This window comes from Actinophytocola sp. NPDC049390, from assembly GCF_044466355.1.
GTDB lineage: Bacteria > Actinomycetota > Actinomycetes > Mycobacteriales > Pseudonocardiaceae > Actinophytocola.
The window spans coordinates 1-5,421 of record NZ_JBITMQ010000042.1; the positions used below are offsets into that span (position 1 = coordinate 1).

Annotated in this window: 5 protein-coding genes; 1 reads left to right on the forward strand and 4 read right to left on the reverse strand. The window is 70.0% G+C overall.

Annotated elements, in window-relative coordinates:
- Window positions 1–97 precede the first annotated feature (97 nt).
- The 4 genes from ACIBVP_RS45615 to ACIBVP_RS45630 all read right to left on the reverse strand — a co-directional run bounded on the left by ACIBVP_RS45615 (window position 98) and on the right by ACIBVP_RS45630 (window position 3,836).
- A complete protein-coding gene (locus tag ACIBVP_RS45615; RefSeq protein ID WP_396112810.1) occupies window positions 98–1,063 on the reverse strand; it encodes a YeiH family protein in 966 nt (321 codons plus the stop codon).
- 78 nt (window positions 1,064–1,141) lie between these two features.
- Window positions 1,142–1,918 carry an ABC transporter permease gene (locus tag ACIBVP_RS45620; RefSeq protein WP_396112811.1) on the reverse strand — a complete coding sequence of 259 codons (777 nt, stop codon included), beginning with the start codon at window positions 1,916–1,918 and terminating at the stop codon, window positions 1,142–1,144.
- 61 nt (window positions 1,919–1,979) lie between these two features.
- Window positions 1,980–2,954, reverse strand: coding sequence for an ABC transporter ATP-binding protein (locus ACIBVP_RS45625; protein WP_396112812.1), 975 nt, complete (start codon window positions 2,952–2,954; stop codon window positions 1,980–1,982).
- Window positions 2,955–3,167: 213 nt separating this feature from the next.
- Window positions 3,168–3,836, reverse strand: a complete 669-nt coding sequence (locus ACIBVP_RS45630; protein ID WP_396112813.1) for a PadR family transcriptional regulator — start codon at window positions 3,834–3,836, stop codon at window positions 3,168–3,170.
- Window positions 3,837–3,888: 52 nt separating this feature from the next.
- On the opposite strand from ACIBVP_RS45630, the gene ACIBVP_RS45635 reads away from it, so the two are divergent.
- Window positions 3,889–4,584 (forward strand): histidine phosphatase family protein, encoded by a 696-nt coding sequence (locus ACIBVP_RS45635; RefSeq protein ID WP_396112814.1) that lies wholly within the window; start codon window positions 3,889–3,891, stop codon window positions 4,582–4,584.
- The last annotated feature ends 837 nt before the right edge of the window (window positions 4,585–5,421 follow it).

Genomic DNA, 5,421 nt, shown 5'->3' on the forward strand with positions numbered 1-5,421 from the left:
CGACCGGAACAGCTACAAGGCCACCATCAGCATCAACATCACCACCCCAGCCGACCCTTGACAGCCCAACCCACGCCCTAACTGAACGGCATTGGATCTAGACCAACAGCACGCCGACGGTGGTGAGCGCCAGCAGCAGCGCGCTGCCCGCACCCGCGACGGCGAGCGACGGCCCACCGGTCCGCACGACCGCACGCAGGTCCACCGCGGCGCCGAGCGCGAACATCCCCGCCCCCAGCAACAGGTTCGTGGCCACCGTCGACAGGTTGAGCACCGGCGCGGGCACCACGCCGAGCGCGCGGACCACGACGAGCACCACGAACCCGGTGACGAACCACGGCACGAGCGGCGGCCGGGCCGCCGTCTCGACCGGCCCGGATCCGCGCACGGGCACCCGCCTGCGCACCCCGAGCCCGATCACCAGCGGCGCCAGCAACACCACCCGCGCCAGCTTGACCACCACCGCGACCTGCAGCACCACCCCACCGGCGGCGCCACCGATCGCGACGACCTGCCCCACCTCGTGGACGCTCGCGCCCGCGACCACCCCGAAGTCCTGATCGGACAGCCCGAGGAGACCGGCCACCAGCGGCAGGACACCGATGGCCACGGTGCCCAGCACGGTCACGGCGGTGATCGCCGCGGCGACGTCCTCCTCGTCGCCCTCCGCGACCGTGTTCACCGCCGCGACCGCGGACGCGCCGCAGATGGACACCCCCGTCGCCAGCAGCAGCGACCGCGCCTCCCCGAGCGCGCGGCCGAGCCGCCACGTGACGGCGAAGGTGACCGCCACCGCGGCGAGCACGACCGCGAGCACCGCCGGTCCGAACGAGACGATCTGCGCGACCGCGAGCTGCAACCCCAGCAACATCACCCCGGCCCGCAGCAACCACGTCTGCGCGAACCGCAACCCGGGTGCGAACGCGGGCCGGTCACCGGCGAGGGACCGCCACACCACCCCGAGGACGATGCCGACGATCAGCGCGCTGGCGGCCGGCACGAGCGAGCCGACCACGCGGCCGACGACGGTCGCGACGGTCACGAGCACGAGTCCGGGAAGCACACCACGAGGATGCGCTGACGTCCCGCCTGCGGCTAGCCACCAAAGGGACATCAGCTCATAGCCGACGGCTATGACCGGTCATAGCGACTTCTGATAGGCCCGGAACGCACGGGTGGCGATGAACCCGGTCACCACGGCCACCACGAACAACCCGCCGAGTCGCACCAGGACCGCGCCCCAGTCCGGGTCGGCGGACAACGCCTCGCGGGACGCGACCACCGTCCAGTCGACCGGGTTGTACGACGACACCGTCCGGATCCACTCCGGCGCCGCCTCGCGCGCCATCATCGCCGACGACAGGAACGACAGCGGCAGGGTCAGCATCGTGGAGAACCCGATCAGCGACTCGGACGTCCGCACGATCAGCGCCATCCCGTTGGACAGGCACGAGAACGCGGCCGCGAGCAGCACCGACGCGAGGAACATCACCAGGACGCCGGGCAGGCCACCGGGGAACGAGGCGCCGAGCGCGAGCCCGACCAGCACCACGACGATCCCCTGCACGGCGATCGTGACCGCCTGGTTGAGCACGGACGCGAGCATCATCGCGCCGCGGCTGACCGGCGACGCGAGCATGCGGTCCATCACGCCGCGCTCCATGTCGTCGATGAACGCCATGCCCGCCCACCCGCTGGTGAACAGCACGGTCATGACGACCACGCCCGGTGTGAGGAAGTCGATGTAGGACCCGGTCGCGAAGCCGGGCAGCTCCGTGATCCGCTTGAACAACTGACCGAACAGCAGCAGCCAGATCATCGGCTGGATCAGCATGATCACCACGAACGCGGGCTGGCGCAGCGTGGCCATCAGCAGCCGTCCGGTGAGATACCCGGTGTGGGGCGCGAGCGTTGTCATGCCGCCCCCTCGCAGGCTCCGTGGCGGCACCGGTGCCGACGATTCGCTTCGCAAGCTCCGCTCATGCCACCGCCACCTCCGCCGACGCCGACGCCGACGCGAACGTGCGACCGGTGTGCCGCAGGTAGACGTCGTCGAGCGCGGGCCGTGCCACGGTCACCGCCGCCACCGGGACGGCCGCGCGTTCGAGGGTCGCCAGCACCGACGGCACGGCCGACGCCCCGTGGTCGACGCGGGCGCGGATGGTCCGGCCGGTCACGGTGACCTCCCGCGCCATCGCCTCGATCGCGGTCCGCGCGGTGTCCACCGGCGCGTCCGGCGCCAGCTCGACCACGACGGCGTCGCCACGCAGCTCGCTCTTCAGCTCCTCGGGGCTCCCCTGTGCGACGAGCCTGCCGCGGTCCACGATCACGAGGTGGTCGGCGAGGTGGTCGGCCTCCTCCAGGTAGTGGGTCGTGAGCAGGATCGTCAGCCGCTCCTGCCTGGCCAGCCGCGCGATCTCCGCCCACATCTCGCTGCGGGCCTGCGGGTCGAGCCCGGTGGTCGGCTCGTCGAGGAACAGCACGGACGGCCGGTGCACCAGCCCCATGGCGACGTCGAGCTTGCGCTGCATGCCACCCGAGTACGCCTTGACCAGGCGTTTCGCGGCCGCGGTCAGGTCGAACAGCTCGAGCAGCTCGTCGACCCGCTCCTTGGCGGCGCGCCCGCGCATGCCGTGGATGTGGGCCGCGAGCAGCAGGTTCTCCCGGCCGGTCGCCTGCCGGTCGGTGCCAGAGCCCTGCGTGACGACCCCGATCGCGCGCCGCACGTCGCCTGCCCGGGCGAGCACGTCGACCCCGGCGACGGTCGCGGACCCGCCCGTCGGCGTCGACAACGTGGTCAGGATCTTGATGGTGGTCGACTTGCCCGCGCCGTTCGGCCCGAGCAGGCCGAACACGGTCCCCGCGGGCACGGAGAAGCTGAGCCCGTCGAGGGCCGTGACCTCCCCGTACTTCTTCACGAGATCGACGGCCTCGATGGCCGAGGAATGCCTCATCGGACGATTCCCTCCTGGTCGGTGTGACCAGGCAGGTCCGCGCGCACGGCTATTCTGGAGGTGCAGCCTGGTGCCGTGCCTTCGCGGGACGAGCCTGGGTTTCTGGTCACTGGCCGGGTGTTGCCGCACCCGGCCAGTGCTGTATCCGGATTCCGTATATCCGAAGTCGAGTATGGTGGCGATGTCACCGTGACGTCAACAGTGGTGTCATTTCTACTGCCAGTTGATGCCACTCTGCGGCTGTTCCCGCACCGCGCGGTCCCAGTCGGCCTCGCTCGGCACGCCCTCGGCCAGCTCGTGCGCCCGCTTCCACGCACGCACCTCGGGCAGGTCCTCCTTGGCCAGCCGGTCGATCGTGGCCCGCACGAAGTCACGCTCGGCCCGCAGCAGGGCCTGCGTGTAGTCGAGTTCGATGGTCCACAGGTAGGGCATGCCGCGATCGGCCATGGCCGAGAGGACGCCGTCGTTGGAGGCGATCTCCCCGTCGAGCCGGGTGCGGCGGACTTCGAGAAGCCGCAGCACGACCTCCGGGGACAGCACCGGCATCAACGACAGGGCCGCCTCGAACTGCAGGTACTCCTTCACCGGTACCGAGAGCAGCTCCGACAGCCAGTCGACCAGTTCGATCCGGCCGGGGTCGGTGATCGCGTAGACGGTGCGCTCCGGGCGCCTGCCCTCGCGGACGGTCTCCTGGACGTCGATCAGCTTGTGCCGCACCAGCGAGTCGACGACCGAGTACAGCGAGCCGTAGTTGAGCTTGATGCTCTGCTCCTTGGCCCGTTCCCGCAGCGTGCTCGACATCTCGTACGGATGCATCGGCTTCTCCGCGAGCAGGGAGAGCACCGCGAGCGCGAGCGGGTTGGCGACCTTCCGCTTGCCCATGCGGGTATCTTAGCTCAAATACTCGACTTCGAGTATTCGGTTGAATGGGGGCGTGACCAACTCAGAGGAGTACCGCCAGTTCCGTTTCACCCTCCCGGAGGGCGCCACCGAGATCCTGCTGGTCCGGCACGGCGAGTCCCAGCCGGCACGCGAGGACCGCCCGTTCCCCATGGTCGACGGCCAGGGCGACCCGCCGCTCGCCGAGATCGGCGAGGAGCAGGCCGAGCTGGTCGCGAAGCGCCTCGAACACGAGACACTCGACGGCCTCTACGTGACCAGCCTGCGGCGGACGCACCAGACCGCGGAGCCGCTGGCCAAGCGACTGGGCATCACGCCGGTGGTCGAGCCGGGCATGCGGGAGATCAACCTGGGCGAATGGGAGGGCGGGCTGTTCCGCATCCGGGTCGCGCAGCAGCACCCGATCGCGCAGGAGATGTTCACCAAGGAGCGGTGGGACATCATCCCGGGCGCCGAGTCGACCGACAACTTCGCCGCCCGCATCCGCGAGTCGCTGACCCGCATCGCCGCCGCGCACACCGACCGGCGCGTCGCGGTGTTCACCCACGGCGGGACAATCGGCCAGGTGGTCTCGATGGCCACGGGCTCGCGGCCGTTCGCCTTCATCGACGCCGACAACGCGTCGATCACACAGCTCGTGGTGTGGGGTGAGCGGTGGCTGATCCGCCGGTTCAACGACACCGCGCACCTCGACCCGCGCTTCACCGTGCGGACCGAGCCGCTGACGTAGCACCGGCAGACCTGGCAGCTCGACGCTCCGACAAGCTGGAGCTGCCCCGCGGAGAATGCCCCCGCACCCGGGAATCCCCAGGTGCGGGGGCATTTTCACGACCAGAGTTATACGCATTTTTCCGAAAGTTACACGCCTCCCCTGATCAGGTGGTCATTGCCTTTTCGCGGGCTGACAACTTGCACCCGATGATCGATTCCGGGCACAGTGACGCCACACGAGCCCGGTCCCCACTCCAACCCTCCCGGACCGGGCACATCGGCGGGTGGCACGTCGTCGAGCGGTCCTCCCCGTTGCGCTCCGGCGTGCCGCCCGCCTCCGGAAACCCTTGGGGGAACTGTGAGTGCCGAGCACGACCGGCTCATGACCGCAGTGGCTCCACTGCGTGCCGTCGGCTGGGTTTTCGTACCCACGACCCTCGCCGCCCCGACCACCACAAGAACAGTGGACGCCCTTTTCGGCCTACACAGTCACGCCGACCTCGAGGACAGTCTCCAAACGTGGGAACAATGGGCGGTCGCCTCCCGCATACGAAAATCCCACACCGGCGAAACCCCACTGTGGCACAGTTCCGGCCCCCTGGAACAAATAGTCCAAGAACTACTACACCTCCCCTAACCACCCCACCCCCAGGAACACCGAGAACAAACCCCCCGGCGAGTCGCGCCCCAGAACACAGCGAGTCGCGCGCCAAAACACCGCGAGTCGCGCGCCCGGACATAGCGAGTTGTGGGGGGGGGGGGGGGGGGGGGGGGGGCGCGGGGGCGCAACCCCCAAAACACGGTGGGGGGGGCAGGGGGCCCGCCCGGTTTGGCGGCCGGCCGCGGGTGGGAGCGC

Excerpts from the sequence above, each read along its gene's own strand:
- ACIBVP_RS45620 (WP_396112811.1), bottom strand. The coding sequence starts at position 1,918 with ATGACAACGCTCGCGCCCCACACCGGGTATCTCACCGGACGGCTGCTG.
- ACIBVP_RS45630 (WP_396112813.1), bottom strand. The coding sequence starts at position 3,836 with ATGGGCAAGCGGAAGGTCGCCAACCCGCTCGCGCTCGCGGTGCTCTCC.
- ACIBVP_RS45625 (WP_396112812.1), bottom strand. The coding sequence starts at position 2,954 with ATGAGGCATTCCTCGGCCATCGAGGCCGTCGATCTCGTGAAGAAGTAC.